The organism is Klebsiella sp. X1-16S-Nf21 (assembly GCF_002837615.1).
Classification (GTDB): domain Bacteria; phylum Pseudomonadota; class Gammaproteobacteria; order Enterobacterales; family Enterobacteriaceae; genus Klebsiella; species Klebsiella variicola.
In genome coordinates, this window is sequence record NZ_PJDK01000049.1 from 14,496 (window position 1) to 41,262 (window position 26,767).

Here is a 26,767-nt window from a genome sequence, read left to right on the forward strand (position 1 = left end):
AAATCCATCTTCAGGTTTTGATCAATGAGTAAATCGTTTGTTCTGCATTCCGCCTTTCGCCCCTCCGGAGACCAACCGGAAGCCATCCGCCGCCTGGAAGAGGGGCTGGAGGATGGGCTCGCGCATCAAACGCTGCTGGGGGTCACCGGCTCCGGTAAAACCTTCACCATCGCCAACGTGATTGCCGACCTGCAGCGGCCGACGATGGTGCTGGCGCCAAACAAAACCCTGGCGGCCCAGCTCTATGGCGAGATGAAAGAGTTTTTCCCGGAGAATGCCGTCGAGTATTTCGTCTCCTACTACGATTACTATCAGCCGGAAGCCTACGTCCCCAGCTCAGATACCTTCATTGAGAAGGACGCCTCGGTAAACGAACATATCGAGCAGATGCGCTTGTCGGCGACCAAAGCGCTGCTCGAGCGGCGCGACGTGGTGGTAGTGGCGTCAGTCTCGGCTATCTACGGCCTCGGCGACCCGGACCTGTACCTGAAGATGATGCTGCACCTGACGGTCGGGATGCTGATTGACCAGCGCGCTATCCTGCGCCGTCTGGCCGAACTGCAGTATACCCGCAACGATCAGGCCTTCCAGCGCGGCACCTTTCGCGTGCGCGGCGAGGTGATCGACGTCTTCCCGGCGGAATCCGACGATATCGCGCTGCGCATTGAGCTGTTTGATGAAGAGGTCGAGCGCCTGTCGCTGTTCGACCCGCTCACCGGCCACGTGGAATCGACGGTGCCGCGCTACACCATTTATCCCAAGACCCACTACGTGACGCCGCGGGAACGCATCGTCCAGGCGATGGAAGAGATCAAGCTGGAGCTGGCGGAGCGGCGCAAGGTTCTGCTGGCCAACAACAAGCTTCTGGAAGAGCAGCGCTTAACCCAGCGTACCCAGTTCGACCTCGAAATGATGAACGAGCTGGGCTACTGCTCGGGCATTGAAAACTACTCGCGCTTCCTTTCCGGTCGCGGGCCCGGCGAGCCGCCGCCCACTCTGTTTGACTATCTGCCGGCAGACGGTCTGCTGGTGATAGACGAATCCCACGTTACGGTGCCGCAGATCGGCGGTATGTACCGGGGCGACCGGGCGCGCAAAGAGACGCTGGTGGAGTACGGTTTCCGCCTGCCGTCGGCGCTGGATAACCGGCCGATGAAGTTTGAAGAATTTGAAGCGCTGGCCCCGCAAACCATCTACGTCTCGGCAACCCCCGGCGCCTACGAGCTGGATAAATCCGGCGGCGAAGTGGTGGATCAGGTGGTGCGGCCGACCGGTCTGCTTGACCCGATCATCGAAGTGCGGCCGGTAGCCACCCAGGTAGACGATCTGTTGTCAGAGATCCGCCTGCGCACGGCCATCAACGAGCGCGTGCTGGTGACCACCCTCACTAAGCGGATGGCGGAGGATTTAACCGAGTATCTTGAGGAGCACGGCGAGCGGGTGCGCTATCTGCACTCGGATATCGACACCGTCGAGCGCATGGAGATTATCCGCGACCTGCGCCTTGGCGAGTTTGACGTGCTGGTAGGGATCAACCTGCTGCGTGAGGGGCTGGATATGCCGGAGGTGTCGCTGGTGGCGATCCTGGATGCCGATAAAGAGGGCTTCCTGCGCTCCGAACGCTCGCTTATCCAGACCATCGGCCGCGCGGCGCGAAACATCAACGGCAAGGCCATCCTTTACGGCGATAAGATCACCCCTTCCATGGCCAAAGCCATTGGCGAGACCGAGCGTCGACGGGAGAAACAGCAGCGTTATAACGAAGAGCATGGCATCGTACCGCAGGGCCTCAACAAGAAAGTGGTGGATATCCTGCAGCTGGGCCAGGGCCTGGCGAAAACTAAAGCCAAAGGGCGCGGTAAAGCGAAGGCCGTTGAGCCTGCCGGGCTTAGCGCCGTGGAGATGACGCCAAAAGCGCTGCAGCAGAAGATCCACGAGCTGGAAGGGCAGATGATGCAGCACGCCCAGAACCTCGAGTTCGAAGAGGCGGCGCAAATTCGCGACCAGTTGCATCAGCTGCGCGAGCTGTTTATCGCCGCCTCCTGAGTCCCGGCGCATACTGCCGGAGTGGGCGTGTGGGGCGTAGTGAAGGCGGGACGCTTCTCTCATTGTCCCGCTACCAGATAGCAAACCTTTGAGAAGAAAAAAGGCCGCATTGCGGCCTTCTTAATGTTTGCTTAATCTCGCCAGGCGACACTAACCTCCCCATGATGAGGATAGCGCCCATGCAAAAAATCAACTTCCGTGAATATCTGGCGGTTGCCACCGCCCTGGTTATTATTGTTGCCTTTTTCCATCAGTGGGTACTGACGTTCTGACCCGCGCGCCGCGGGAATAACACCCACGCGCGGACGCCGGGCCCCGGCTGGCGGTTGTGCAGGAAGAACTGGGCGTCATGCAGCTGAGCAATGCGCGTGACGATGCTCAGTCCGAGGCCTATGCCGCCGTAGCGACTGTCCATGCGCACAAACGCTTTACTGAGTTCGCCGCTTTTCGCCTCATCAATCCCTGGGCCTTCATCTTCCACCGCCATCACCGGCATCAGGCCCGCTTTCACCGACACGCGGATAGTTGACCCTTCCGGGCTGTAGCGGTGAGCATTCTCCACCAGATTGCGCAGGATCACACGGATTAACGTCGCGTCGCCAGAGACGATGGCCTCGCTTTCGACATCCGTCAGCAGCAGCCGCTGCTGACGCTGCGCCAGCATGGTCTCCAGCTCATCCTGCAGCGGTTTGACCACGTCATCCAGCAGCAGCACCTGCTGATAGCTGCCGGCGGAAAAAGACTGTCCGACGCGCGCCAGCTGCAGCAGCTGCGAAATGCTGGTGGTCATCTGGTCGAGGCGCTGGATCAGCGGGTCGACGCCCACGCCGTGCACTTTCGACAGTAGTTCGAGGTGCAACCGCAGGCCGGCCAGCGGGGTACGTAGCTCATGCGCCACGTCGGCGGTAAACAGCCGCTCACGGTCGAGGGTCAGATTGAGACGGGAAACCAGCTGATTCAGGGCGGTGGTCACCGCCGTGACTTCGGGCACCGATTCGCTGAGCACGATGGGGGTGAGGTTGTCCGGCGTGCGGCTCTCCAGCTCGCTTTGCAGTCGGGAGAGCGGGCGGGTGATCTTGCGCACCGCCAGCATGCTGATATACAGCGCCAGGCCAACGATCAACAGGCTCGGCACCAGCAGGCTGGCGACCGCTTCCCGTACCTCATGCTCCACATGTTTCTGGTTATTGTGGCCTTCGATGGCGCTGGCCACCAGCAGCTGGATCTGCTCTTTGCTCTCATGCCATAGCCAGAAGACGCTGATCAGCTGGCAGACCACCAGGATGGCGCCAATGGTCAGCAGCAGCCGGTGGCGCATGGTCCAGGTTTCGGTTGCAAACAGAGCCATGGTCTATTCCGTGTCGATGTGGTTAGCCAGCATATAGCCAAAACCCCTGACGGTGCGGATCCGCGATTTGCCAATCTTTTCGCGCAGGTTATGAATATGCACCTCAAGGGTATTGGTCGCCGGCTCGTTGTCCCAGCTGTAGATGTCGTTGTAGAGGATTTCACGATGCACCGGGCTACCGGCTTTCATCATCAGCCGCGACAGCAGGGCATACTCTTTTGGCGTCAATTCCAGCGCCGTCTCACCCAGCCATACCAGGCGGCGGGTGACGTTGAGGCGCAGATCGCCGACGCTGATTTCGTTATCGCCCTGGTTATTATGCCGGCGGAGCAGGGCGCGAATGCGCGCATTCAGCTCTTCCAGGGCAAAGGGTTTCACCAGATAGTCATCCGCGCCGGTATCGAGACCGCTAATGCGATCCTCAAGCGTATCGCGGGCGGTGAGGATCAGCACCGGCTGGGTCATCTTCTCCCGCCGCATACGGGTGAGAAAATGCAGACCGTCTTCATCCGGCAGGCCGAGGTCGAGTACGATCAGGCTGTAGTGATTGCTGGCCAACGATAGCGCCGCTTCGTGCGCTGTGGAGACGCCGTCGCATACGTATCCTTCACTTTGCATCGCCAGAATCAACCCCTGCAACAGCAGCGCATCGTCTTCAATGACTAAGATTTTCATCAACCAGCCTCTCTACATGGCGTTAAAATATCATCTGCTGCCTGGTACTCGTGGGTGCTGACGCCGAGCAGGCCGAGCAGGGTGGAGAACAGATTATCTTGTGAATAATCCTTCGTCTTGGCCTGTTGTTGCAAACACTGGCTGGAGACACCGTAACGTTGCTGGTAATCCGGCGACAGCCACAGCAGCATGGGCACGTGTTTTTGCGTATCCGGCGCAATTGAGTACGGCAGACCATGCAAATAGACGCCATCTTCACCCAGCGATTCGCCGTGGTCTGACAAATAAACCAGGCTAGTGGTAAATTTATCCTGTTTGGATTGCAGTAATTTTATCGCTTTATCAACAACATAGTCGACATACAGAATGGTGTTGTCGTAGGTATTGGTCAACTGTTGTTGCGTACAACTTTGGATTTCATTGGTATCGCAGGTCGGGGTGAATTTTTTGAATTCAGCCGGATAGCGGTTGTAATAGGTCGGGCCGTGGCTGCCGATAGTATGCAGTACGATAATGCCATCCTGTTTCAGGTTGTCGATGTAACTGTCCAGATTATGGAACAGGACCTCATCGTAGCACTCGCCGTCGATGCACTGACCGCTGAGGTGCAGATCGGTGACGTTCTGGTGCGGTACACGGTCACAGGCGCCTTTACAGCCACCGTCATTGTCGTTCCACAGCACCTGAACACCGGCGCGCTGCAGAATATCCAGGACGCCTTCCTGATGGTGCGCCAGTTCTTCATCGTAATGCGCGCGCGGCATATTGGAGAACATACAGGGGACGGAAACCGCAGTTGCCGTGCCGCAGGAGGTGGTTTTCGGGAAGTACACCACGTCGTCCTGTTGCAGGCGTGGGTTAGTCTCCCGATCGTAGCCGCCCAGCGAGAAGTTCCCGGCGCGCGAGGTTTCGCCCAGCACCACAATCGTCAGGTTTTTGCGGGGGCCGCTATGCATCACTGGTTTCTGCCTGGCATCTTCGCCAATCTTCACCAGCGGCAGATTGTCCATGCGGTTGTGCGCATACCACGAGTTCAGCGCCACAATGCTGTTGGAGGGACTTAGGGATTTCACCAGTTCTTTGTTGTTACGGAACACCGAGGCGTAATCTTTGTAGAACAGCGCGGCCACCAGAATAATCAGCAGCGCCGAAACGGCGATATTGAGCAGGCGCATCGCCGCGCCGCGCCACCGTGTGGCGGGCTTACGGATTTTCACCCACCAGGCGACGAATACCGCTAAAACCCCCGAGAGGCCGAGGACGGCGATCATTTCGCCGGAGAGCAGAGCAAAGCTCTCCGCCGGAGTGGTGTCGAGGATATTGGTGATCATGCTGCGGTCGATCACTACCCCGAAGTTCCAGATAAAGTACTGCGCCGACGCGCTGAGCAGAATAAACAGGCTGATGACCACCCGATCGAGCTTCAGGAACGAGGCGAGGGTGGTGATGATATTCATCACGCTAATGGCCACGATCGGCATACTGAGGAATACCAGCCAGTTATGCAGGCTGTTTACCGGCAGTAACGGGAAAACCTGGCGATAAAAAGCCAGGTTGAGAAAGATACCGATATAGCAAGCAAAGAGAATCAAATAAGTCGTGCGGCTGAAGAGCGGCCGACGCAGAGGCAATAACGACATAATACCTACCCACAGAAAGAGATAAGCGTATAGTGCCAGCCCTATTTTAAGACAACCTTAAGATTTTAAGGTGCACCGAAGGTTGGCCCTCCGGCGCGCAGCGTCAGCCAGGAAGCTGAATCGCCTTTTCCAGCGCGCCGCGGAGCAGCGCCCGATCATGGCGATAGGGCACGTCACTGGCCTCCAGCGGCGTCTGGATCACCAGCCGGTCGTTGATGCCGCGGATATCGGCTTTTGGCCCGGCGATCACCGCATCCACCACCCGCTTACCCACGTAGTGCTCCATAATCGCAATGCGCTCCGCCAGCGACAGCCTCGCCGCCGGGCTGTGCTCTTTACCCAGATTATCGATAAACACCATCGGCGCCGGGGTGCGGCGCAGCGCCTGGGCCATCTCGTCGAGCAGCAGGATCGGCAGCAGGCTGGTGTAAAAGCTGCCCGGGCCGATGAGGATCAGATCGGCTTCGGCGATCGCTTCCACCGCCTCGCGAGTGGCGGGTACCGGTGGGGTAAGCATCAGCTCCTGCGGTAGGTTGTCGAGCTGATCGATATTCACTTCGCCGTAAACTTCATGGCCTTCATGATCGAGCGCCATCAAATCCACCGGTTGTTCCGACATCGGGATAAGAAACGCGTCTACTTTGAGCAGGTTTCTGATTAAATTGATAGCTTCTAAAGGCCGCACGCTCAGGTGGTCCAGCGCCTTTAACATCAGATTTCCGAGGTTATGCCCGGAAAGTTCGCCATTACCGCTAAAACGATACTCGAACATCGCCGACGCCACGCTGGGCTCGGCAATTAACTGATTGATGCAGTTGCGCATATCGCCCCAGGCAATGCCGCCTTCCGAGCGGCGGATCCGCCCGGTGGAGCCCCCGTTGTCGGTGGTGGTGACAATGCCGGTCAGCCGCGAGCCGAGCGAGGAGAGGGAGGACATCACCCGGCCCAGACCATGCCCGCCGCCGAGCGCGACCACCCGATCGAGGTCAGCGAATGTACGATTGCGCATAGAAATTCCTTATTTCACATAAACGGCCACACACTACCCGATCTACCCCTAAAAGACGATGGGAGGAGCCCGACAAACTGACCGACATCAAGGCAAAAAAATGATTTATGGCTATTCTGTAGCGAAAATGCACGAAGGTAGCGATATATACAATGTTATATAACGAAATCGCAAATGGCGAAACCGTCCGTAACGCGCTACTATCGGCATAACCTGTTAACACTCTAGCCTCTTCGCCTGTGTCAAAAGATATGGCGGTTTGGCCGCGACCCCTCCGGGTGTCGCCAGGGCGTGGGAAGAAATGACCGCGCCTCCCGTATTTGGAAAGGTGTATATGGCCTCACAGCTTACCGATGCATTCGCGCGTAAGTTTTTTTACCTGCGTCTGTCGATTACCGATGTGTGCAACTTCCGTTGCACCTACTGCCTGCCGGACGGCTACAAACCCGGCGCCGTCAATAACAACGGCTTTCTCAGCGTAGACGAAGTGCGCCGCGTCACGCGCGCTTTCTCCGCGCTGGGCACCGAAAAAGTTCGCCTCACCGGTGGGGAACCCTCTCTGCGTCGCGACTTCACCGAAATCATTGCCGCGGTGCGTGAAAACCCGGCGATCCGTCAGATTGCGGTTACCACCAACGGTTACCGCCTGGCGCGCGATGTCGAACGCTGGCGCGATGCCGGGCTGACGGCGATTAACGTCAGCGTTGATAGCCTCGACGCCCGTCAATTTCATGCCATCACCGGCCAGGACAAGTTCCACCAGGTGATGGACGGCATTGATGCTGCTTTCGCCGCGGGCTTTGACAAGGTGAAGGTCAATACCGTGCTGATGCGTGATGTTAATCATCACCAGCTCGATACCTTTCTCGCGTGGATCCAACCCCGTCGTATTCAGCTGCGTTTTATTGAGCTGATGGAAACCGGAGAGGGCAGCGATCTATTCCGCCGTCACCATCTTTCCGGCATGGTGCTGCGCGACGAGCTGCTGCGCCGCGGCTGGATCCACCAGATCCGCCAGCGCAGCGATGGCCCGGCGCAGGTCTTTTGTCACCCGGATTACGCCGGTGAAATCGGCCTCATCATGCCGTATGAAAAAGATTTCTGCGCCACCTGCAACCGTCTGCGCGTCTCATCCGTTGGCAAACTGCACCTGTGTCTGTTTGGCGAAGGCGGCGTCGACCTGCGCGACCTGATGGCTGAGGACGAGCAACAGGCCGAGCTGGAAGCGCGGATAGCCGAAGCCTTGACCCATAAAAAGCAGACCCATTTCCTGCATCAGGGCAACACCGGTATTACGCAGAACCTGTCCTATATTGGCGGTTAATCGTTTTCGAAAGGAGCATTCAGATGAGCCAGGCTAGCGCTGAGTTTATTCCGACCCGTATTGCTATTCTTACTGTTTCCAGCCGCCGTGGCGAAGAGGACGATACCTCCGGCCACTGGCTGCGCGAGGCGGCGCAGGAGGCGGGACACCATGTCGTCGATAAGGCGATGGTGAAAGAAAACCGCTACGCCATCCGCGCCCAGGTGTCGGCGTGGATCGCCAGCGATGACGTGCAGGTGGTGCTGATCACCGGCGGGACCGGGTTCACCGAGGGTGACCAGGCGCCGGAAGCGCTGCTGCCGCTGTTTGACCGTGAGGTCGAAGGCTTTGGTGAAGTGTTCCGCATGCTGTCGTTCGAAGAGATCGGCACCTCGACGCTGCAGTCCCGGGCCGTGGCCGGCGTCGCCAACCGCACGCTGATTTTTGCCATGCCGGGCTCGACCAAAGCCTGCCGCACGGCGTGGGACAACATCATTGCCCCGCAGCTGGATGCTCGCACCCGTCCGTGTAACTTCATTCCTCACCTGAAGAAATAATCTATGTCACAACTGACCCATATTAACGCCGCGGGCGAAGCCCATATGGTGGATGTCTCCGGCAAAGCGGAAACGGTGCGCGAAGCGCGCGCCGAGGCTTACGTCGAAATGCAGGCGGCGACGCTGGCGATGATTATCGACGGCAGCCACCATAAAGGCGATGTGTTCGCCACCGCGCGTATCGCCGGGATCCAGGCGGCAAAACGTACCTGGGAGCTGATCCCGCTGTGCCATCCGCTGATGCTGAGCAAAGTGGAAGTCAATCTGCAGGCGCAGCCGGAGCATAACCGGGTGCGCATTGAGTCGCTTTGCCGTCTGACCGGTAAAACCGGCGTTGAGATGGAAGCATTGACCGCCGCCTCCGTTGCCGCGCTGACCATCTACGACATGTGCAAGGCGGTGCAAAAAGATATGGTGATTGGCCCGCTGCGCCTGCTGGCGAAAAGCGGCGGCAAGTCCGGCGATTTTAAGGTGGACGAACGCCATGATTAAGGTTCTGTTTTTCGCCCAGGTGCGCGAACTGGTCGGCACCGATACTCTGACCCTCGACGCCAGCGACCTGGCAACCGTCGAGGCCGTGCGCCAGCAGCTTGCCGCGCGCGGCGACCGCTGGGCGCTGGCCCTGGAAGAGGGCAAGCTGCTGGCGGCAGTCAACCAGACGCTGACCGCGTTTGACCATCCGGTCGCCAGCGGCGACGAAGTGGCGTTCTTCCCGCCGGTGACCGGAGGCTAAGATGACGCAAACTCGTATCGTGGTTAGCCCGGCACGCTTTAGCGTCGGCGATGAGTATCCGTGGCTGGCCGAGCGCGATGAAGACGGTGCGGTGGTTACCTTCACCGGTAAAGTGCGCAATCACAATCTTGGCGACAGCGTAAAAGCGCTGACCCTCGAGCACTATCCGGGGATGACCGAGAAATCACTGGCGGAAATTGTCAACCTGGCGCGCGAGCGCTGGCCGCTGGGCCGGGTGACGGTTATCCACCGCATCGGCGAAATGTGGCCGGGGGAAGAGATTGTGTTTGTCGGCGTCACCAGCGCCCACCGCGGCAGCGCCTTCGCCGCCGGCGAGTTTATTATGGACTACCTGAAAACCCGCGCGCCGTTCTGGAAGCGTGAGGCGACGCCGGAAGGCGAACGCTGGGTCGACGCCCGCGACAGCGATCGTCAGGCGGCAGAGCGCTGGTAGTGTGATACGCTTACAGGGTGAAACTTTGTTAATCAGGAGAGAGTCATGGACAGATATCCGCGTTCCGATTCAATCGTGCAGGGCCGTACCGGCCTGCAGACTTACATGGCGCAGGTATACGGCTGGATGACGGTCGGCCTGCTGCTGACGGCGTTTATCGCGTGGTTTGCGGCGAATACCCCGGCGGTGATGATGTTCGTCTTTTCGAGCAAAATCACTTTCTTCGGGCTGATTATTGCCCAGCTGGCGCTGGTGTTTGTGCTGTCGGGGATGGTGCAGCGGCTGAGCGCCGGGATGGCCACCACGCTGTTTATGCTCTACTCGGCGCTGACCGGGCTGACGCTGTCGAGCATTTTTATCGCCTATACCTACTCATCGATCGCCAGCACCTTTGTGGTCACCGGCGGGATGTTCGGGGCGATGAGCTTGTATGGTTACACCACGAAGCGCGATCTGAGCGGCTTCGGCAGCATGCTGTTTATGGGGCTGATTGGCATCGTGCTGGCATCGCTGGTCAACTTGTGGCTGAAGAGCGAGGCGCTGATGTGGGCGGTGACCTACATTGGGGTGGTGCTGTTTGTCGGCCTGACGGCGTATGACACCCAGAAGCTGAAAAACATCGGCGAGCAGATTGACACCCGCGACAGCGCCACGCTGCGTAAATACTCGATCCTCGGGGCCTTAACGCTGTACCTGGACTTTATCAACCTGTTCCTGATGCTGCTGCGTATTATGGGCAATCGCCGCTAACCTCTTAATATCAGAGGGTTGCATCTCCTAACGCCCGGCAAGCGCAGCGCCGCCGGGCGATGGCATCAGGCACGGTACCCGTGGTGCTGCCGGGTGGCGGCTGGCGCCTTATCCGGCCTACGGTGCGTGCGACCTGTCGTTAATTTATTCACCTTTCTTGCTGAAACTGCCGGTGCTGACGGCCTCAAAATCGCTGAGACGTTCCCGGAAGGCCGGGGCAGCCCGCATGGATGCGGGCTGAGGGCCGTGTTTTGCAGGGACGCTGCCTCGGCCCGACCCGAAGCCTGCAGGGATAAGTCGAAGGCACCACGAAGTGGCGATTTTGCTGGCCGGAGCCCGGGGGTACAGGGGGCGGCGGCGACTGGCCGCCCCCTGTGCGCTCCCTGCGCCATGAATGACATAACGCAGAAGACTAACCGGGAGCGCAAACTACGCTGAAGCCACAGATAATATAAACAACCACACCGCAGTGCTTCCCCTCACCCTGTCCCTCTCCCGGAGGGAGAGGGAACCGTCCGGCTGGCGTTTAGACCTGCCAAGCGCAGCGCCGCCGGGCAAGATATCAGGCACGGTACCCCTGGTATTGCCGGGTGGCGGCTGGCGCCTTACCCGGACTACAGGATCCTCTCATAGGCTCACACCCCGCAGGCCCGGCAAGCGCAGCGCGACCTGGCCGTGTCATTCGCGGGCCAGCTTACGCTGGTTCTTTTGCCGCAGCTTTTTCGCCCGACTCTCCAGCAGCAGATAAGCCACCGTCGCCAGCAGCAGCGGCAGGAAATAATAGAGCGCGCGCCAGGCGAGCAGGGCGGCGATAATCGCGCCCTTCGAAATCTCCTCTCCGGAGAGCATGGCGATAAACACCGCCTCCAGCACGCCGATACCGGCCGGAATATGAACGATCACCCCGGCGATACTGCTCACCAGCAGCACCCCTAATACCAGGAAATAGTTAATTTCGCTGCCCAACAGCAGCCAGATTATCGCCCCCATCGCCATCCAGTTCGCCGCCGAAATCCCCATCTGCAGCAACGCGAAGCGCCAGGAGGGCAGCACCAGCCGCTGGCCTTTAATCGTCAGGTGACGGCGTTTGGCAAACGCGCAACCGAACAGATAGCAAAGCGTAAGGATCAGCATCACCCCGCCGATAACGCGCAGAGTGGTCTGGCTGATGTACCAGTGCGGCGGCAGCTTCACCAGATCCGCCGTAAATATCACCCCACCGAGCAGGATATAGCCCAGCCAGTTGGTGGTAATGCTTAAGGAAAAAATACGGGTGATGGTGCCGCCGTTGAGCCCCAGCCGCGAGTACAGCCGGTAGCGCATGCCGATCCCGCCGACCCAGGTGCTGAGCGTCAGGTTAAAGGCATAGCAGATAAACGACACCAGCATCACTTGGCGTTTCGCCAGCTTATGCCCACAATAGGCCCGGCCAAGCAGATCGTAGCAGCCGTAGATCAGATAGCTGACGATGACCAGCGCAATGGCGCTAAACAAGGCCAGCCGATCGTAGCCGCGGATCACCTTCCACACGTCCTGCCAGTCGACTTTTTGCGCGTAAATCACCAGCAGGACGATCACCGCGATAAAAAAGAGCACGGTAAGTACTCTTTTCGCCATCCGCCAGCGGGGATGCGATTTGCTCATAGCGGATTATCCCTGGTTTGTGAGTCGACACGATCCTGGGTTTCAATCTCCGGCTGCACCGGCGGGCTGACCCTGGCCAGCCGCGGCGTATGGGCTGGTAGCCAGCCGACCCACGCCGGGAAGTGGCGCAGAAAGTGGAAGGCCATCACGCTGACGCCCAGCCGCCACCAGTTGCGTTTCGGCAGCATCGTTTTATCGATCCGCTGGCAATCCCTGGCGATAAGCCCGTTAAGGTTATCGCGCAGCGTCTGGTTAAACACCCGGTCGTGGATAATCAGATTGGCTTCCAGATTCAGCGACAGGCTCAATGGATCCAGGTTGCTCGACCCGACGGTGGCCCAGTGGTCATCCGCCAGGGCGACCTTGCCATGCAGCGGACGGCGGCGATATTCGTAGATCTGCACCCCGCCCTTAACGAGATAGTGATAGAGCAGGTGGGCGCCAAACTTCACAATCGGAATATCCGGCTCGCCCTGGACGATCAGCTTGACCCGCACGCCGCGTCGCGCAGCGTTGCGCATCGCATGCAGCAGGCGGTAGCCGGGAAAGAAATAGGCGTTGGCAATGATCACCTCCCGGCGGGCGCTGGTGAGCATCTTCAGGTAGTGGCGTTCGATATCGTCGCGGTGATCCTGGTTGTCGCGCCAGATGAACAGCGCCTGCGCCTCGCCGGGAGTCTGGTTGATCTCTGGCTGGTGGCGACGGCGGCGCCACCAGCGGCGGGCGGTTTCGCTGTTGGGCAGGTTCTCCAGCTCGAACTGGAGAATATCAAGCACCACCGGCCCCTCGACCTGCACCGCATAATCCTGTTTCGCCTCCGGGCCGTAGTCGCTCATATGCTCGGCGGAGTAGTTGATGCCGCCGACAAAGGCGGTGGTGTCGTCAATCACCACGATTTTACGGTGCATCCGACGGAACAGGTTGGTGCGCATCCCCATCAGCTTAGGGCGCGGATCGTAGTAGCGAAAAATCACCCCGGCGGCGGTCAGTTCGCCGACAAACTCATCGCTGAGATCCGGCGAGCCGTAGCCGTCAAGCAGCACCTCCACCTGAATACCGCGGCGGGCGGCTTTCAGCAGCACCGCGTGCAGCCGCCAGCCCACCTCATCTTCAAACCAGATAAAGGATTCGAGGATCACCCGCCGGCTGGCGCGACCAATAGCCGCAAACAGCGCCGGATAGTACTGGTCGCCGTTCTCCAGTAGCGTAATGCGGTTGCCTTCCTGCCAACGACATTTCACAAGTGTATCTCCACGCTAAGGGGCGCATGATCGGACAGATGCCGCCATTGTTTGAGGGCCAGCGCCTTCGGGTGGCTGGCGTGGGCGTTTTTGACATAAATACGATCGAGGCGCAGCAGCGGAAAACTGACCGGAAACGTACGCGCCGGCCGTCCGCGGGCGCGGGTAAAGATCTCTTCCAGCCCGGCTTGCGCTTTTAACGGCTGATTCGCCTGCTGACGCCAGTCGTTAAAATCCCCGGCCACCACCACCGGCTCACCGGCGGGGAGGGTATTGACCCATTCTGCCAGCATGGTCAACTGCGCCTGCCGTTGGTCGGCGCGTAAACCCAGGTGAACGCAGATCACATGGATCGTCACGCCGCTCTCTGGCGGCACGATGCGGCAGTAAAGCAGACCACGTTTCTCGCCGTTGCCGACTGAAATATCCCGATTTTCATAGTATTCAATGGGAAAGCGCGACAGTACGGCATTGCCGTGGTGGCCTTCCGGATAGACCGCGTTGCGCCCGTAGGCGTAATCGCTCCACATGGTGTCGGCGAGAAATTCATAATGGGTGGTATCTGGCCAGTTCTCGATGTGCAGCGGGTGAACCTCGTGAGCGCCCATCACTTCCTGCAGGCAAACAATATCCGCGCTGACGCTGCGCACGGCGTCGCGCAACTCGGGCAAAATAAAACGCCGATTAAACGCCGTAAAGCCTTTATGGGTGTTAATTGTCAGCACGTTCAACGAAAATCCCGACGTTGGCTCAGCCATAATTCTCCAGTAAATGTCACTTTCCTGAATAAAATAGTGTAGTAGACGTCACAAAAAGATGCGGTGTTACGGAATTTTCCGTAAAGTGCGGTACTCTGAGTAGCAGAGAAAAATCCTTCAGGAGAGAAGCCATGAAGTGGCAACAACGTGTACGCGTCGCAACAGGTCTTAGTTGCTGGCAGATTATGTTGCATCTACTGGTCGTGGCAGTGCTGGTGATGGGATGGATGAGCGGCGCGCTGGTGCGCGTCGGATTGGGGCTGTGCGTCCTCTATAGCGTCACGCTGCTGGCGATGCTGTTTTTGCAGCGTCACCACGAGGCGCGCTGGCGCGATGTGGGAGACTTCCTTGAGGAGCTCACCACCACCTGGTACTTTGGCGCGGCCATGATAGCGCTGTGGCTGCTGTCGCGCGTGCTGCACAACAACCTGCTGCTGGCCCTCGCCGGGCTGGTGATACTGGCAGGCCCGGCGGTGGTCTCGCTGCTGGCGAAAGATAAAAAACTACGCAATCTTTCTTCGGAACATCGCATACGCCGCTGAGCCGGTGGTGGCCGCTATGACCAGTAGCGGCCACAAACTTCCCCACACAATCTTCAGACTCGCATCCTTCAGATAAATTTGCTTGGTGATATCGGTAAAATGGCGGATCGGGTTTATCCAGGTCAGATCCTGCAGCCACTGCGGCATATTTTCCACCGGTGAAACGTAGCCCGAAAGCAGGATCGCCGGCATCATAAAGACGAACACGCCGATAAACGCCTGCTGCTGGGTGGCGCACAGCGATGAAATCAATAAACCGAAGCCCACCAACGATAAGCCATAAATCACCATCGTGAAATAGAACAGCAGCAGCGAGCCGGCAAACGGGATCTGATAGGCCCAGATACCAATCGCCAGCACGATAGTCGCCTGCAGGGTGGCGACGATCAGCGCCGGCACTGCTTTGCCAACGAAGATTTGCCAGGTGGCGAGGGGCGAGACCAGCAGCTGATCGAGGGTACCCTGTTCGCGCTCACGGGCCACCGACAACGACGTCACGATCATCACCCCGATGGTGGTGATCATGGCGATAAGCGACGGCACCACGAACCACTTATAGTCGAGATTCGGGTTGTACCAGTTGCGCACCACCAGTTCGCTGTTGTTCGGCTTCGCTTTCCCCTCCAGCAGCTCCTGCTGATAGTTTTTTACGATCTGCTGCAGGTAGTTGGCGGCGATTTGCGCGCTGTTGGAGTTGCGCCCGTCGAGCAGGAGCTGCAGCGGGGCGGTTTGATAGTTGTCGAGATTACGCGAGAAATCCGCCGGGAAGCGTACCACCAGCAGGGCTTTTTGTTCATCGATGGTCGGCTGGATCGCCTGCGGGCTTTTCAGCAACAGGACGTGGGTAAAGGCTTTGGCGCGGGCGAAGCGCTGAGTGAGTTCCACCGCGTGGCGGCCGCTGTCTTCGTTGTAGATGGCGATGGTGGCGTTGGTCACCTCCAGCGTCGCGGCAAAGGGAAACAACAATACCTGAATCAGCACCGGCATGATTAAAATTGCCCGCGTTTGCGGCTCGCGCAGCAGCGACTGCAGCTCTTTGCGGATCAATGTCCATAAACGGTGAAACATAATTGCTCCTTTGGCCCATTCAACCACGCCGGGCGGCACTGCGTTTGCCCGGCCTGGGGGATCGGCGAACCGTATAATCGATGTTGGTTAAACCGTAGGCCCGGTCAGCGCAGCGCCACCGGGCAAAACCTAATCCAGACGCCGCTTGGTTTTTAACCACGTCAGGCCGATAAACATCACCGCCGACGCAATCAAAAACAGCACATTCACCAGCAGCACCACCGGAATATTGCCCGCCAGAAACAGGCTTTGCAGGGTGTTGACGAAATAGCGCGCCGGGATCACGTAGGTCACCGCGCGGATCACCGCCGGCATACTGTCTATCTGGAAAATAAACCCGGACAGCATAATCGACGGTAAAAACGCGGCATTCAGCGCCACCTGCGCGGCGTTAAACTGGTTGCGGGTAATGGTTGAGATCAGCAGCCCCATCCCCAGGGTGCTGAGCAAAAACAGACTGGTGATGACAAACAGGATCGGCAGCGAGCCGCGATAGGGCACGCCGAGAATAAATACCGACACCAGCATACAGAGCAACATCGCCAGCATGCCGAGGAAATAGTAGGGAATGAGCTTGCACAGCAGCAGTTCGGCGCGGGTGATCTCCGTCGACAGCAGCGCCTCCATGGTGCCGCGCTCCCATTCGCGCGCCACCACCAGCGAGGTCAGGATCGCGCCGACCACGGTCATGATGATGGTAATTGCGCCGGGGATAATAAAGTGCTGGCTAATAGCCGCCGGGTTAAACCAGTAGCGCATCTGCACGTCGATCAGCGGTTCAAAGGTTTCGCCGCGGTCTTCCGCCCGCTGCTGCTGCCAGATCTGCCAGATACCTTCCACGTAGCCCTGAGCGAAGTTGGCGGTATTGGGCTCGCTGCCGTCGGTGATGAGCTGCAGCGGTGCGTCGGCGCCGGCGCGGGCCATCTGGCGGTCGAAGTCCACCGGAATGACCACCATGGCGCGGATGCGCCCGGCCTGCATCATTTGAATCAGTTGCTGGCGATTATCGCTGACCGTGGCGTCGATATAGGGCGAGCCGGTCATGGTATGGACGAAATCCAGCGCCTCTTCGCTCTGTTGCTCCAGTAATACGCCGACCCGCAGTTTGCTGGAGTCGAGGTTAATGCCATAGCCGAAGATAAACAGCAGGAGTAGCGGGATCACCACCGCGATCAGCCAGCTGCTGGGATCGCGGACGATCTGCCGGGTCTCTTTCACGCACAGGGCGCGGACCCGCCGCCAGGAGAGAATGCTATTGCTCATGGCTATTCTCCTTATCCCAGCGGTTAATCAGGGTAATGAACGCCTGCTCCATGGTCGGGTCCGTCTGGCTGTCATCCGCTGCCTGGGCCTTCAGCGCGTCCGGGGTGCCGCTGGCGATAAGTTTACCGTGGTAAACCAGCCCGATACGGTCGCAGTATTCCGCCTCATCCATAAAGTGGGTGGTCACCATCACCGTCACCCCTTTATCGACCATGCTGTTGATATGCAGCCAGAACTCGCGGCGGGTGAGGGGGTCGACGCCGGAGGTCGGTTCATCGAGAAACAGAATATCGGGCTCATGCATCAGCGAGCAGGCCAGCGCCAGCCGCTGCTTGTAGCCGAGCGGCAGCTCGTCGGCGGCGTGACGGGCGATACTTTTCAGGCCAAAGGCATCGCTCATTCGGGCGATTTTTTCATTTTGCGCCCGGCCGCGCAGGCCATAGACGCCGGAGAAAAAGCGCAGGTTCTGCTCGACGCTGAGGTTGCCATACAGCGAAAATTTTTGCGCCATATAGCCCAGATGCTGGCGCGCCTTGCCAGAGCTGACCTTAAGATCCATCCCCAGCACCAGCGCTTTGCCGGAGGTGGGCACCAGCAGGCCGCACATCATTTTGAAGGTGGTGGATTTCCCCGCGCCGTTGGGGCCGAGCAGGCCGAAAATTTCACCGCGCTTAACCTGGAAATCGACGTGGTCGGTAGCGGCGAAATCACCAAACTTTTTCGTTAACGACTGGGCTTCAATGACCGTTTCGTCTTTGCTGCCGTCAACACGATGGATAATCGCTCCCAACGGCGATTCGGCGGTTCCCGCTCCGCCGAGCAGATCGATAAACGCATCTTCAAAGCGCGGCGCGGTGTCGGCCACCTGCAGCGGCGGCATGTCGCCATGCTGCTGGACTTCCTCAATGCGGGCGTCCTTTTTCAGGATCAGGCGCACCGATTTGCCCTGGATCACGCCATCGCTGACCTGCGGCAGCTTCAGCGCCCGCTGCAGCAGACGGCGGTTGTTTTCCTGTGGGCTGGAGACGAGGAAACTGCGCCCGGCCATGGTTTGCGTCAGCGCCGTCGGCTCACCCTGGTAGAGCAGTTTGCCTTCGTTCATCAGCAGCACGTCGCGGCATTGTTCCGCTTCATCGAGATAGGAGGTGCTCCACAGGATCAGCATGCCGTCGCCGGCCAGCTCGTGCACCATCTGCCACAGCTCGCGGCGCGAGATAGGGTCGACGCCGACGCCGGGCTCATCCAGCAGCAGTACTTTCGGGTCGCCCACCAGGGTACAGGCGAGCCCCAGCTTTTGCTTCATGCCGCCGGAAAGCTTGCCTGCCAGCCGTTCGGTGAACGGGCCAAGGGAGGTGAACTCCAGCAGACGGTCGAAAATTTTCTTCCGCGCCTCGCCGGTGACGCTGCGCAGGTCGGCGTACAGGGTCAGGTTTTCCATCACCGTCAGATCTTCATACAGGCCGAACTTCTGCGGCATATAGCCGAGCACCGCGTGCAGAGCGCTGTCGTCTTTTAGCGGGTCGAAGCCGATCACGCTGGCGCGGCCCTCATCAGGCTTGAGCAAACCGGCCAGCATTCGCATCAGGGTGGTTTTCCCCGCGCCGTCGGGCCCCACCAGCCCGGTGACGTAGCCGGCGTGGATCGTGCAGGTGAGCGGCGCCACCGCTGGCCTGTCCATTCCGGGAAAACGGCGGCTCAGACCGTTTAAGGCAATGATGGCCTCACTCATGTCCGTTCCCGTGGTTAAAGGAGACGGTCACCGGCATCCCCTGGCGCAGGGCGCCGTCGGCATCGTTCACCACAATACGCAGACGATAAACGAGGTCGGTACGCAGATCCGGCGTTTCAACGGTCTTCGGCGTGAATTCAGCGCTTGGCGAGACAAAGCCGATTTTGCCGTGATAGGGCTTATCCGGCCGGCTGTCGGTATACAGCAGCACTTCACGTCCCGGCTGCGCCTGACCAAGGTTTTTTTCGTCAACATAGGCGCGGACCCATACCGGATGGGTTAACGACAGCGTCAGTACGGTGCCGCCGGCGTTGAGCATGGTGCCGGGCTCGACGGCGCGGGTCATCAGCGTACCGTCGGAAGGGGCGGTGAGCACGGTATCGTGCAGGTCCAGTTTGGCCTGGGCCAGCGCCGCCTGCGCCTGTTCCAGACTGGCTTTGGCCTGGGCAATCTCCTGCGGGCGGTTACCGGCGCGATACTGACGCAGTTTATCCTGCGCCGATTTGAGCGTTGCCTGCGCCTGGTCGCGTGAGGAGCGGGCGTTCTCCAGATCGTTGGCGGAAATCGCGCTGCTGGCGCGCAGCCCGAGCTGGCGCTGATAAAAGTTTTGCGCATAGTCGTAAGCGGCCTGCGCCTGTTTCACCGCCGCCGCGGCCTGGGCAATCTCTTCCGCGCGGTAGCCGGCCATCATCAGGTCATACTGCGCCTGGGCGGTGGAGACGTTGGCCTGGGCCTGCAGCAGGGCATTTTCATACGGCGCGCGATCAAGCTCGCCGAGAGTTTGCCCGGCGCGGATGCTGTCGCCTTCGTCGACGGTCAGCGAAGCCAGTCTGCCGCCGACGCGGAAGCTCATGTTGACGGTGCGGATATCGACATTGCCATACAGGGTCAGCGGCTGCTGCCGGCTGCTCTGGTACCACCACCAGCCGCCGCCCAGCGCGGCGAGAAGAATCACGATCAGCAGAATGACGACGACGGGTTTTTTCATCAGCCCAAACTCCTTTGCGATAACCCATGCAGAATGAAATCGATATGACAGGTAATGACCTCGAAAATCTGTTCGGTCTTTTGCGCGTCAAACTGCGTCCAGCCGGTGCGTAGCAGGATGGTTTCACGCCCAAGACGGAAAGCCAGCACCTCGCCCAGCAGGGCGTGGGTGTGGAGGATCATTTGCGTATCACCGGCATCGCGGCCTGTCCAGGCGGCAATCAGCCGGGTGAGATAGTGGTGCAGGGGGGCGATCACCTGCTGGTGGATCAGATGGTAGGCGGCGGTCGGCGCCAGCTGCTCACGGGAAATGAATTTGCTTAAGTTGACCGTATCATCCTGGGTCAGCAGCAGGATCATGTTATGGCAGGCGTTGAGAATGAGGGCGCGTATTGCCTGGCGATCCGGCGACTTCCCGGCGAGCAGGGCCTCCGCCGCTTCGGCCTGTGGGCGAAAATTGTCGCCGATAAAATCGGCGATCCATTGGGCACAGGCGAGATATAAGTCGTCTTTCGAGCCAAAATAATAGGTGATAGCGGCGATATTCTGCCCGGCCTGGGCGGCGATATCGCGGGTGGTGGCATGCTGACCATACTCGCCAAACTGGGCGATAGCGGCCGCGATAAGCTGATTTTTTGCCTGTTCGCCTTTACTGGTCATCGCGCTCGGTAAAAAGTTAATCAATCGATTGATTAACTTTAGGCCTCGATCGGCGGTTTGTCCACCAGCCGGGATCAAATATGGAACCCTTCCTCCTTCAGCTCCCCGGCGACCCAGGCGAAGAAACGCTGGACCTTCTCCTTCTGTTCATTGGCATGGGGAAGAACGAAGTGGTGCGCGCCGACCGGCATACTCCGCTCGTCGTCAAATACTGGCGTCAGCTGCCCCTGACGCACGTGCCCGCCGGCCAGCAGATTGCTTTCGAGGATCACGCCCATCCCCATTCTGGCCGCCTCGATGCTCATGTACGACCGGTCGAAATTAAAAATGAAGTTTTTATGCCAGCCGCGGACCTTGTGCCACGACAGCCAACTGCTCCAGTTAATTAAGGTGCTGTCGGAGTGGATCAGATCGCAGGCCAGCAGATCTTCCACCGCATGCACAGGATGGCTGGCTAAATAAGACGCTGCGCTGTAGGGCAGGACACACTCATTTTTAATGGTTCTGACCAACAGCGTTGGCCACTGTGATAGCCCGTGACGAATATCGATATCAATATTATCCCGGGAGAACTGGATGCTTTCGTAGGAACAGGTCAGGCTGATTTTTAACTCCGGCCACGCCTGGCGAAATTTATCCAGGCGAGGCATCAACCACAGCAGGCCGAAGCTCGGCGCCGAGTGAATACGTAAATAATCCTGATGGATATCATTGATCACCTGGCTGGTGGCCTGGCCAATCATATTCAGCGCCCCGGAGACCTCTTTGAGATATTTTTCTCCCACCGCCGTTAACATGACGCCTTTACTGCTGCGGGAGAACAGTTTTTTCCCCAGAAAGTGCTCCAGGCTGGCTATCTGATGGCTGACCGCCGAGGCGGTAATATTGAGATTCTCTGCGGCCAGGTTGAGGCTGCCGGTAGCGGCGACTTCAATAAAGGCCTGGATATTGCGTAAAGAGGGCATCGGCAAATTTTTATTGGGCAGCGGTTGACTCATGGCAGCATCCTGGGCAGGGCGTTTCTAAAAGAAAATAGCGAACAGCGTGGCGCAGTCGTGATAGCCAGCATAGGGAAAAGGAAAAAAATGATTTTAATTTGTGATGGGCTTAACAATTTATCTCGTTAAAAGTGCGCGTGTCAGTAAAGACTAAAAATTTGCGGGAAGTCACTAACTCAATTTTTCTCAATCATAATTGAGGTTTTTTGAATACCGTTTCATTTTGGGGTTGTTATATTCCTCTCACAGGCCTGATCACAAACGGCGATGCGTTGAGATCGCCATTATAAAACACCTAACCACCTGTTTAGCTGAGCGAAAAGATATTTATCTTTTGCTGCTGTATGGAACGTGAAAACGCGGTGATCCGAAGCGGCAACGGGCAGCGAAGTGGATGAGGTATAAGATGAGGAAACCCTATGTCACGTATAGATACTCTAGTCTGTACTGACGCCAGGAAAACGAAATATCGTTTCGTGGTTTTGACGATGATTTTCCTGGTATATGCCATCAATTACGCCGACAGAACCAATATTGGCGCGGTTCTGCCGTTTATCATTGATGAGTTTCATATCAATAATTTTGAAGCCGGGGCCATCGCCAGTATGTTTTTCCTCGGCTATGCGGTAAGCCAGATCCCGGCCGGTTTTTTCATCGCCAAACGCGGTACCCGGGGGCTGGTTTCGCTGTCCATTTTCGGCTTCTCCGCCTTTACCTGGCTGATGGGCACGGTGAGCTCCGTGTTTGGCCTGAAGCTGGTGCGTCTGGGACTGGGGCTAAGCGAAGGGCCTTGCCCGGTGGGGCTGGCTTCCACCATAAATAACTGGTTTCCACCAAAAGAGAAAGCCACGGCAACCGGCGTTTACATCGCGGCGACCATGTTTGCGCCGATTATTGTCCCGCCGCTGGCGGTGTGGATTGCGGTGACCTGGGGCTGGCGGTGGGTCTTTTTCTCCTTCGCGATACCCGGGATTGTGGCAGCGATAGCCTGGTATCTATTGGTGAAGTCAAAGCCATCAGAAAGCGGATTTGTTTCACAAAGTGAACTGGCAGAGATTAATGCCGGGCGTGAAAGTCATAATAATAGCGTACGCGAAAATATATTAATTGCCGATCGATTCACCTGGCTGGATAAAATCATTCGGGTAAAGAAGATGGCGCCAATTGATACGGCGAAAGGCTTATTCACCTCAAAAAATATTCTCGGTGACTGCCTGGCGTATTTTATGATGGTTAGCGTGCTGTACGGATTATTAACCTGGATCCCGCTGTACTTAGTCAAAGAGCGTGGCTTTGATGTAATGAGTATGGGTTTCGTGGCCAGTATGCCGTGCATCGGCGGCTTTATTGGCGCGATTGGCGGCGGGTGGATTTCAGATAAAGTTCTGGGCCGCCGACGTAAACCCACCATGATGTTTACTGCCGTGTCAACGGTGGTCATGATGTTAATTATGCTGAATATCCCGGCAAGCACCCTGGCGGTCAGTATTGGATTATTTTTTGTCGGTTTTTGTTTGAATATCGGCTGGCCGGCTTTTACCGCCTACGGTATGGCCGTTTCGGACAGCAAAACCTATCCAATCGCCTCTTCCATAATTAATAGCGGCGGCAACCTCGGTGGATTTGTCGCGCCGATGGCAGCCGGTTTCTTACTTGATAAAACCGGGAGTTTTAATTCTGTATTTACCTATTTTGGTATCTGCGCCGCCATTGGTTTGGTGGTGATTCTTTTCCTCGATGAACCACAATAACGGAAATATATCCTGTTAATTAATATGACGTAATGTCATGGAGTGAAACTATGTTATTAAAAGATAAAGTTGCCATTATTACTGGCGCGGCCTCCGCTCGCGGTTTGGGTTTCGCCACCGCGAAATTATTCGCCGACAACGGCGCGAAAGTGGTCATTATCGACCTCAATGGTGAAGCCAGCAAAACCGCGGCGGCGGCATTAGGCGAAGGCCATCTCGGCCTGGCGGCGAACGTCTCCGACGAAGTGCAGGTGCAGGCGGCCATCGAACAAATTCTGGCGAAATATGGCCGGGTTGATGTGCTGGTGAATAACGCCGGGATTACCCAGCCGCTGAAGCTGATGGAGATCAAGCGCGCCAACTATGACGCGGTACTTGATGTCAGCCTGCGCGGTACGCTGCTGATGTCGCAGGCGGTTATTCCCACCATGCGGGCGCAAAAATCCGGCAGCATTGTCTGCATCTCGTCCGTTTCCGCCCAGCGCGGCGGCGGTATCTTCGGCGGCCCGCACTACAGCGCGGCAAAAGCCGGGGTGCTGGGTCTGGCGCGGGCGATGGCGCGCGAGCTTGGCCCGGATAACGTCCGCGTTAACTGCATCACCCCGGGGCTGATTCAGACCGACATTACCGCCGGCAAGCTGACCGACGACATGACGGCCAACATTCTTGCCGGGATCCCGATGAACCGCCTCGGCGATGCGGTAGACATCGCGCGCGCTGCGCTGTTCCTCGGCAGCGACCTCTCTTCCTACTCCACCGGTATCACCCTGGACGTTAACGGCGGCATGTTAATTCACTAAGCGAGGCAACAGATGAAGATGACCGAATCACAAAAAGTCGCCGCGGCGGCGTGGCGTATTCGCCGTTACGCCCTGCAAATGGGGGAAGTGCAGGGGCAGGGCTATATCGGCCAGGCGCTGGGCTATGCCGATGTGCTGGCCACCGCCTTCAGCCACGCCATGACCTATCGTCCGGAAGATCCCGAGTGGGAGGGGCGCGATCGCTTCCTGCTCTCTCATGGCCATTACGCTATCGCTTATTATGCCGCGCTGCTGGAGGCGGGCATTATCCCGGAAGCCGAGCTGGAAACTTACGGCTCCGACGACAGCCGCCTGCCGATGTCCGGCATGGCGACCTACACCCCAGGCATGGAGATGTCCGGCGGTTCGCTGGGACAGGGGCTGTCCATTGCCGTCGGCATGGCGCTTGGGCTGCGGCAGAAACAGAGCACGGCCTGGGTCTACAACTCCATGTCCGATGGGGAGCTGGACGAAGGGTCGACCTGGGAAGCGGCGATGTCGGCGGCTCACTATGGCCTGAGCAACCTGATTAACCTTGTCGACGTCAACAAACAGCAGGCCGACGGCGATTCACGCAAAATCCTCGGCTTTGAGCCGCTGCATGAAAAATGGGCCGCCTTCGGCTGGTACGTACAGCGCGTGGACGGTAACGATCTGCCGGCGGTGATGGCCGCTTTTGACAACGCGAAAAGTTATTCCGGCAACCAGCCGCGGGTCATTTTATGCGACACGCTGATGGGCAAAGGGGTGCCGTTCCTCGAAACCCGCGATAAAAACCATTTTATTCGCGTCGATGCCGACGAATGGCAAAAAGCGATTGCGGTGCTGGACGCTAACAAACCAGAAGGAGTGCTGTAATGAGCCAGAGTCAACCCCGTTTAAAAACGTCGGCGATGATCGCCTCGATTGCCGATGAAGGCCAGGCGACCATCTCTGCGCCCTTCGGCGTCGCGCTGTCAAAACTGGCGGCGCAGCGTCCGGAAATCGTCGGCATGACCGCGGACCTGTCAAAATATACCGATCTGCATATTTTCGCCCAGGCCTTCCCGGATCGTTTCTTCCAGATGGGCATGGCCGAGCAGCTGCTGATGGCGGCGGCGGGGGGAATGGCGAAGGAGGGATTTATTCCTTTCGCCACCACCTATGCCGCCTTTGCAACCCGTCGCGCCTATGATTTTATTCATCAGGTCATCGCCGAAGAGCATCTGAACGTGAAGATCTGCGCGGCGCTGCCGGGCCTGACGACCGGTTATGGCCCCAGCCATCAGGCCACTGAAGATCTGGCGATTATGCGCGGTATCCCCGGCATGGTCATCGTCGATCCTTGCGATGCGCTGGAGATAGAGCAGGCGGTGCCGGCCATTGCCGATCACCAGGGGCCGGTGTATATGCGCCTGCTGCGCGGTAAGGTGCCGCTGGTGCTGGATAAATACGACTATCAGTTCGAACTGGGTAAAGCAAAGCTGCTGGAGGACGGCAACGATGTGCTGATCATCTCCTCCGGGCTGATGACCATGCGCGCGCTGGAGGCGGTTGAAAAGCTGCGGGCCGATAACATCAGCGTGGCGGTCCTGCACGTGCCGACCATCAAACCGCTGGATGAAAAAGCGATTATTGAACAGGCGTCGAAGCCAGGTCGTCTGGTGGTGACTGCGGAAAACCACACCGCGGTCGGCGGCCTGGGGGAGGCGGTGGCCGCGCTGTTGATGCGTAAGGGTGTGCGCTGTGAGCTGGATACTGTGGGGCTGCCCGACGCGTTCCTGTTAGCCGGCGCGCTGCCGACCCTTCACGATCGCTACGGCATCTCCACCGCGAAGATCGTTGAAAAACTTAAGTATCGTCTGCGTTAATCGCTTTGCCATGACGCACCAGGCCGCTGAGCTCGCTCAGCGGCCTTCTCATGCCCGCCAGCCAGGCGCGGTATTCTTTTGCAGATTTTATGCGGCCTGTCACAAAATCTGCTAGACTGCGCCCCTTCATGGCATTGTGGTTTTTGCCATCTCTTATCGCAATAATCTCCCTGAAAACTACGCCCTTCACCGGGCCGGGGCGGTTCGGAGTTGTTATGTCTTTTGATTCCCTTGGCCTGAATCCCGATATCCTGCGCGCTGTCGCTGAGCAGGGCTACGTTGAGCCGACCCCTATCCAACAGCAGGCGATCCCGGCAGTAATGCAGGGGCGCGACCTGATGGCCAGCGCCCAGACCGGTACCGGTAAGACGGCGGGCTTTACCCTGCCGCTGCTGCAGCGCCTGATTGACAAAGAGCCGCACGCAAAGGGTCGCCGTCCGGTACGCGCGCTGATCCTGACCCCGACCCGTGAGCTGGCGGCGCAGGTGGGCGAGAACGTCCGCGATTACAGCAAGTACCTGAATATTCGCTCGCTGGTGGTATTCGGCGGCGTGAGCATCAACCCGCAGATGATGAAGCTGCGCGGTGGCGTCGACATCCTCGTTGCCACCCCGGGCCGTCTGCTGGACCTCGAACATCAGAACGCGGTCAGCCTTGATAGCGTGGAAATCCTTGTGCTGGACGAAGCGGACCGCATGCTGGATATGGGCTTTATCCATGACATCCGTCGCGTACTGGCTAAACTGCCGGCGCGTCGACAGAACCTGCTGTTCTCGGCCACCTTCTCCGACGAGATCAAGGGCCTGGCCGAGAAACTGCTGCACAACCCGCTGGAAGTGGAAGTGGCGCGTCGCAACACCGCGTCCGAGCAGATCACCCAGCACGTCCATTTCGTTGATAAGAACCGCAAGCGCGAACTGTTGTCGCAGCTGATCGGCGAAGGCAACTGGCAGCAGGTGCT

The 26,767-nt window shown here is 58.3% G+C and carries 26 protein-coding genes and 1 riboswitch; of the genes, 13 read left to right on the forward strand and 13 right to left on the reverse strand.

Annotated elements, in window-relative coordinates:
* The first annotated feature begins 24 nt into the window (after nucleotides 1-24).
* Nucleotides 25-2,046 carry an excinuclease ABC subunit UvrB gene (uvrB, locus tag CW267_RS20205; RefSeq protein ID WP_008805740.1) on the forward strand — a complete coding sequence of 674 codons (2,022 nt, stop codon included), beginning with the start codon at nucleotides 25-27 and terminating at the stop codon, nucleotides 2,044-2,046.
* A gap of 250 nt (nucleotides 2,047-2,296) precedes the next feature.
* Here uvrB and pmrB read toward each other — a convergent pair whose 3' ends face one another.
* The 4 genes from pmrB to yvcK all read right to left on the reverse strand — a co-directional run bounded on the left by pmrB (nucleotide 2,297) and on the right by yvcK (nucleotide 6,718).
* Nucleotides 2,297-3,394, reverse strand: coding sequence for a two-component system sensor histidine kinase PmrB (gene pmrB, locus CW267_RS20215; RefSeq protein WP_012542394.1), 1,098 nt, complete (start codon nucleotides 3,392-3,394; stop codon nucleotides 2,297-2,299).
* A gap of 3 nt (nucleotides 3,395-3,397) precedes the next feature.
* On the reverse strand, nucleotides 3,398-4,069 hold the full coding sequence (pmrA, locus tag CW267_RS20220; RefSeq protein ID WP_008805743.1) for a two-component system response regulator PmrA: 672 nt from the start codon (nucleotides 4,067-4,069) through the stop codon (nucleotides 3,398-3,400).
* Complete coding sequence (gene eptA, locus CW267_RS20225) at nucleotides 4,069-5,709, reverse strand: phosphoethanolamine transferase EptA (protein ID WP_012542393.1); 1,641 nt, start codon at nucleotides 5,707-5,709, stop codon at nucleotides 4,069-4,071. Before eptA ends, pmrA begins: the two co-directional genes overlap by 1 nt.
* A gap of 103 nt (nucleotides 5,710-5,812) precedes the next feature.
* Nucleotides 5,813-6,718 carry a uridine diphosphate-N-acetylglucosamine-binding protein YvcK gene (gene yvcK / locus CW267_RS20230; RefSeq protein WP_023297252.1) on the reverse strand — a complete coding sequence of 302 codons (906 nt, stop codon included), beginning with the start codon at nucleotides 6,716-6,718 and terminating at the stop codon, nucleotides 5,813-5,815.
* 208 nt (nucleotides 6,719-6,926) lie between these two features.
* A riboswitch (molybdenum cofactor riboswitch) is annotated at nucleotides 6,927-7,065 on the forward strand.
* On the opposite strand from yvcK, the gene moaA reads away from it, so the two are divergent.
* From moaA to CW267_RS20265, 6 genes are all read left to right on the forward strand, one after another.
* Complete coding sequence (gene moaA / locus CW267_RS20240) at nucleotides 7,053-8,042, forward strand: GTP 3',8-cyclase MoaA (RefSeq protein ID WP_022065255.1); 990 nt, start codon at nucleotides 7,053-7,055, stop codon at nucleotides 8,040-8,042. Its footprint overlaps the riboswitch before it by 13 nt.
* Before the next feature lie 23 nt (nucleotides 8,043-8,065).
* A complete protein-coding gene (gene moaB / locus CW267_RS20245) occupies nucleotides 8,066-8,578 on the forward strand; it encodes a molybdenum cofactor biosynthesis protein B (RefSeq protein WP_049138651.1) in 513 nt (170 codons plus the stop codon).
* Between the two features lie 3 nt (nucleotides 8,579-8,581).
* A complete protein-coding gene (gene moaC, locus CW267_RS20250) occupies nucleotides 8,582-9,070 on the forward strand; it encodes a cyclic pyranopterin monophosphate synthase MoaC (protein ID WP_008805748.1) in 489 nt (162 codons plus the stop codon).
* Entirely contained in the window at nucleotides 9,063-9,311 is a 249-nt protein-coding gene (moaD, locus tag CW267_RS20255) for a molybdopterin synthase sulfur carrier subunit (protein ID WP_032732722.1), read from the forward strand. The genes moaC and moaD overlap by 8 nt, the downstream gene beginning before the upstream one ends.
* Nucleotide 9,312: 1 nt before the next feature.
* Nucleotides 9,313-9,765: a molybdopterin synthase catalytic subunit MoaE gene (gene moaE / locus CW267_RS20260; RefSeq protein WP_008805750.1), complete on the forward strand. Its 453-nt coding sequence runs from the start codon at nucleotides 9,313-9,315 to the stop codon at nucleotides 9,763-9,765.
* A gap of 45 nt (nucleotides 9,766-9,810) precedes the next feature.
* Nucleotides 9,811-10,515, forward strand: coding sequence for a Bax inhibitor-1 family protein (locus CW267_RS20265; RefSeq protein ID WP_004142079.1), 705 nt, complete (start codon nucleotides 9,811-9,813; stop codon nucleotides 10,513-10,515).
* A 678-nt stretch (nucleotides 10,516-11,193) separates the two neighbouring features.
* Here the strand turns inward: CW267_RS20265 and CW267_RS20275 are convergent.
* Genes CW267_RS20275 through CW267_RS20285 form a run of 3 tightly spaced genes read right to left on the reverse strand, consistent with a single transcriptional unit; the run spans nucleotide 11,194 to nucleotide 14,158 of the window.
* Complete coding sequence (locus tag CW267_RS20275) at nucleotides 11,194-12,159, reverse strand: lysylphosphatidylglycerol synthase domain-containing protein (protein WP_100781275.1); 966 nt, start codon at nucleotides 12,157-12,159, stop codon at nucleotides 11,194-11,196.
* Nucleotides 12,156-13,400: a cardiolipin synthase ClsB gene (gene clsB, locus CW267_RS20280; protein WP_008805753.1), complete on the reverse strand. Its 1,245-nt coding sequence runs from the start codon at nucleotides 13,398-13,400 to the stop codon at nucleotides 12,156-12,158. Before clsB ends, CW267_RS20275 begins: the two co-directional genes overlap by 4 nt.
* Nucleotides 13,397-14,158: an endonuclease/exonuclease/phosphatase family protein gene (locus CW267_RS20285; protein ID WP_008805754.1), complete on the reverse strand. Its 762-nt coding sequence runs from the start codon at nucleotides 14,156-14,158 to the stop codon at nucleotides 13,397-13,399. Before CW267_RS20285 ends, clsB begins: the two co-directional genes overlap by 4 nt.
* A 131-nt stretch (nucleotides 14,159-14,289) precedes the next feature.
* Between CW267_RS20285 and CW267_RS20290 the strand changes: the two genes are divergently transcribed.
* Nucleotides 14,290-14,700 (forward strand): YbhQ family protein, encoded by a 411-nt coding sequence (locus CW267_RS20290; RefSeq protein WP_012542390.1) that lies wholly within the window; start codon nucleotides 14,290-14,292, stop codon nucleotides 14,698-14,700.
* Here the strand turns inward: CW267_RS20290 and CW267_RS20295 are convergent.
* The 6 genes from CW267_RS20295 to CW267_RS20320 form a co-directional block, all read right to left on the reverse strand.
* Nucleotides 14,662-15,768 carry an ABC transporter permease gene (locus tag CW267_RS20295; protein ID WP_012542389.1) on the reverse strand — a complete coding sequence of 369 codons (1,107 nt, stop codon included), beginning with the start codon at nucleotides 15,766-15,768 and terminating at the stop codon, nucleotides 14,662-14,664. The two genes, CW267_RS20290 and CW267_RS20295, sit on opposite strands and share 39 nt — an antisense overlap.
* A gap of 129 nt (nucleotides 15,769-15,897) precedes the next feature.
* Entirely contained in the window at nucleotides 15,898-17,031 is a 1,134-nt protein-coding gene (locus CW267_RS20300) for an ABC transporter permease (RefSeq protein ID WP_008805757.1), read from the reverse strand.
* Nucleotides 17,021-18,760 (reverse strand): ATP-binding cassette domain-containing protein, encoded by a 1,740-nt coding sequence (locus CW267_RS20305; protein WP_012968663.1) that lies wholly within the window; start codon nucleotides 18,758-18,760, stop codon nucleotides 17,021-17,023. Before CW267_RS20305 ends, CW267_RS20300 begins: the two co-directional genes overlap by 11 nt.
* Nucleotides 18,753-19,748, reverse strand: coding sequence for a secretion protein HlyD (gene hlyD, locus CW267_RS20310; RefSeq protein WP_008805759.1), 996 nt, complete (start codon nucleotides 19,746-19,748; stop codon nucleotides 18,753-18,755). The genes CW267_RS20305 and hlyD overlap by 8 nt, the downstream gene beginning before the upstream one ends.
* Nucleotides 19,748-20,407 (reverse strand): transcriptional regulator CecR, encoded by a 660-nt coding sequence (cecR, locus tag CW267_RS20315; protein ID WP_008805760.1) that lies wholly within the window; start codon nucleotides 20,405-20,407, stop codon nucleotides 19,748-19,750. The genes hlyD and cecR overlap by 1 nt, the downstream gene beginning before the upstream one ends.
* A 74-nt stretch (nucleotides 20,408-20,481) precedes the next feature.
* Entirely contained in the window at nucleotides 20,482-21,405 is a 924-nt protein-coding gene (locus CW267_RS20320) for a LysR substrate-binding domain-containing protein (RefSeq protein ID WP_012542386.1), read from the reverse strand.
* 419 nt (nucleotides 21,406-21,824) lie between these two features.
* On the opposite strand from CW267_RS20320, the gene CW267_RS20325 reads away from it, so the two are divergent.
* The 5 genes from CW267_RS20325 to CW267_RS20345 all read left to right on the forward strand — a co-directional run.
* Nucleotides 21,825-23,156, forward strand: a complete 1,332-nt coding sequence (locus tag CW267_RS20325; protein WP_082227404.1) for an MFS transporter — start codon at nucleotides 21,825-21,827, stop codon at nucleotides 23,154-23,156.
* A gap of 50 nt (nucleotides 23,157-23,206) precedes the next feature.
* On the forward strand, nucleotides 23,207-23,956 hold the full coding sequence (locus CW267_RS20330; RefSeq protein ID WP_022065514.1) for an SDR family NAD(P)-dependent oxidoreductase: 750 nt from the start codon (nucleotides 23,207-23,209) through the stop codon (nucleotides 23,954-23,956).
* Nucleotides 23,957-23,968: 12 nt separating this feature from the next.
* On the forward strand, nucleotides 23,969-24,814 hold the full coding sequence (locus tag CW267_RS20335) for a transketolase (RefSeq protein ID WP_016160531.1): 846 nt from the start codon (nucleotides 23,969-23,971) through the stop codon (nucleotides 24,812-24,814).
* Nucleotides 24,814-25,806 carry a transketolase family protein gene (locus tag CW267_RS20340; protein ID WP_008805765.1) on the forward strand — a complete coding sequence of 331 codons (993 nt, stop codon included), beginning with the start codon at nucleotides 24,814-24,816 and terminating at the stop codon, nucleotides 25,804-25,806. Before CW267_RS20335 ends, CW267_RS20340 begins: the two co-directional genes overlap by 1 nt.
* A 215-nt stretch (nucleotides 25,807-26,021) precedes the next feature.
* Nucleotides 26,022-26,767: DEAD/DEAH box helicase (locus CW267_RS20345; RefSeq protein WP_133124748.1), on the forward strand; the 746-nt coding region annotated here is incomplete at its 3' end.

Excerpts from the sequence above, each read along its gene's own strand:
- uvrB (WP_008805740.1), top strand. The coding sequence starts at position 25 with ATGAGTAAATCGTTTGTTCTGCATTCCGCCTTTCGCCCCTCCGGAGAC.
- pmrB (WP_012542394.1), bottom strand. The coding sequence starts at position 3,394 with ATGGCTCTGTTTGCAACCGAAACCTGGACCATGCGCCACCGGCTGCTG.
- pmrA (WP_008805743.1), bottom strand. The coding sequence starts at position 4,069 with ATGAAAATCTTAGTCATTGAAGACGATGCGCTGCTGTTGCAGGGGTTG.
- eptA (WP_012542393.1), bottom strand. The coding sequence starts at position 5,709 with ATGTCGTTATTGCCTCTGCGTCGGCCGCTCTTCAGCCGCACGACTTAT.
- yvcK (WP_023297252.1), bottom strand. The coding sequence starts at position 6,718 with ATGCGCAATCGTACATTCGCTGACCTCGATCGGGTGGTCGCGCTCGGC.
- moaA (WP_022065255.1), top strand. The coding sequence starts at position 7,053 with ATGGCCTCACAGCTTACCGATGCATTCGCGCGTAAGTTTTTTTACCTG.
- moaB (WP_049138651.1), top strand. The coding sequence starts at position 8,066 with ATGAGCCAGGCTAGCGCTGAGTTTATTCCGACCCGTATTGCTATTCTT.
- moaC (WP_008805748.1), top strand. The coding sequence starts at position 8,582 with ATGTCACAACTGACCCATATTAACGCCGCGGGCGAAGCCCATATGGTG.
- moaD (WP_032732722.1), top strand. The coding sequence starts at position 9,063 with ATGATTAAGGTTCTGTTTTTCGCCCAGGTGCGCGAACTGGTCGGCACC.
- moaE (WP_008805750.1), top strand. The coding sequence starts at position 9,313 with ATGACGCAAACTCGTATCGTGGTTAGCCCGGCACGCTTTAGCGTCGGC.
- CW267_RS20265 (WP_004142079.1), top strand. The coding sequence starts at position 9,811 with ATGGACAGATATCCGCGTTCCGATTCAATCGTGCAGGGCCGTACCGGC.
- CW267_RS20275 (WP_100781275.1), bottom strand. The coding sequence starts at position 12,159 with ATGAGCAAATCGCATCCCCGCTGGCGGATGGCGAAAAGAGTACTTACC.
- CW267_RS20285 (WP_008805754.1), bottom strand. The coding sequence starts at position 14,158 with ATGGCTGAGCCAACGTCGGGATTTTCGTTGAACGTGCTGACAATTAAC.
- CW267_RS20290 (WP_012542390.1), top strand. The coding sequence starts at position 14,290 with ATGAAGTGGCAACAACGTGTACGCGTCGCAACAGGTCTTAGTTGCTGG.
- CW267_RS20295 (WP_012542389.1), bottom strand. The coding sequence starts at position 15,768 with ATGTTTCACCGTTTATGGACATTGATCCGCAAAGAGCTGCAGTCGCTG.
- CW267_RS20300 (WP_008805757.1), bottom strand. The coding sequence starts at position 17,031 with ATGAGCAATAGCATTCTCTCCTGGCGGCGGGTCCGCGCCCTGTGCGTG.
- CW267_RS20305 (WP_012968663.1), bottom strand. The coding sequence starts at position 18,760 with ATGAGTGAGGCCATCATTGCCTTAAACGGTCTGAGCCGCCGTTTTCCC.
- hlyD (WP_008805759.1), bottom strand. The coding sequence starts at position 19,748 with ATGAAAAAACCCGTCGTCGTCATTCTGCTGATCGTGATTCTTCTCGCC.
- cecR (WP_008805760.1), bottom strand. The coding sequence starts at position 20,407 with ATGACCAGTAAAGGCGAACAGGCAAAAAATCAGCTTATCGCGGCCGCT.
- CW267_RS20320 (WP_012542386.1), bottom strand. The coding sequence starts at position 21,405 with ATGAGTCAACCGCTGCCCAATAAAAATTTGCCGATGCCCTCTTTACGC.
- CW267_RS20325 (WP_082227404.1), top strand. The coding sequence starts at position 21,825 with ATGTCACGTATAGATACTCTAGTCTGTACTGACGCCAGGAAAACGAAA.
- CW267_RS20330 (WP_022065514.1), top strand. The coding sequence starts at position 23,207 with ATGTTATTAAAAGATAAAGTTGCCATTATTACTGGCGCGGCCTCCGCT.
- CW267_RS20335 (WP_016160531.1), top strand. The coding sequence starts at position 23,969 with ATGAAGATGACCGAATCACAAAAAGTCGCCGCGGCGGCGTGGCGTATT.
- CW267_RS20340 (WP_008805765.1), top strand. The coding sequence starts at position 24,814 with ATGAGCCAGAGTCAACCCCGTTTAAAAACGTCGGCGATGATCGCCTCG.